Here is a 991-nt window from a genome sequence, read left to right on the forward strand (position 1 = left end):
CATTATTTGGGGGCAATTGTTGTAACAATAGTTACACCAGTTACACTTTGGCTGTTAGTAAAAAATGGGGCTGGAATAGCGCCTGCATTGCTATTAATCATAATTATTCTTTCAGAACTGTATTTATATTTAATTGCGGCAGTTCTTGTAGTTGTTCCTCGGATGAAATCACAAATTTATCAATTACAAAACATAGGTCTTGTATTTGCAGCATCAAGACTAGCTCTATTAGGGTGTACGTTCCTTGTATTTGAATTAAATGCTTCTTTAGCTGCTTTAATCTCTGTTTTTGCAACGGGGATAAATGTATGGCTACTTAGGAAGCTAGCCACAAAAAACATAAAAACAAATGCGCCCATCAATAAAAATTATACAAGAGAGATTTTTAGAGTTGTAAAGCATCAGGCACCAAACAGTATTTTCTATTGTTTTCAAGGGCAAATAACTATTTTCTTGATTAGTATATTTGGGAGTTCGCAAAATATTGCAGAAGTAGGAGCTTTAAGTAGGTTGAGTGTTATTTTTGCCGTTATAAGTTCAACAATGCACACTATCGTTTTACCTAGTTTCTCTCGCTGTCAAACTTCAGGGCTTCTATGGAAACGGTATTATATCGTCATTGGACTATATAGCCTATTTTCGATAGCTTTAATCAGTGTAGTATCACTATTCCCGGATAAAATACTATTGGTACTTGGCAATAAATACTCCCATTTAAGTAATGAACTTGTTCTAATGGCCCTTGGTACTGTAATTCAATCTTTTGTAGGTATCTTATGGCAAGTAAATACTTCGAAAGCCTGGGTAAAAAACTCTTGGATATTTATTCCTCTTACGGTTTTAACCCAAATCATCTCGTTGTTTTTCTTTGATGTGAGTACTACTAAAGGGATTATCCTTTTTGGATTTGTACCAGTACTTCCTTCTATATTTCTAAACTTTTATATGACACGCAGTGGAATTCAACAGTTAGATAAAGTTAATCAAGTTT

Annotated in this window: 1 protein-coding gene; it reads left to right on the forward strand. The window is 34.0% G+C overall.

All coding sequences use genetic code 11. The annotated features are described in order from the left end of the window. Positions 1–991, forward strand: a 991-nt coding sequence (locus tag AC2VE5_RS28480) for an MATE family efflux transporter (RefSeq protein ID WP_486890868.1), incomplete at both ends; no start/stop codon positions are given.

The sequence above is a fragment of the Aliterella sp. E5.1 genome, from assembly GCF_057473825.1.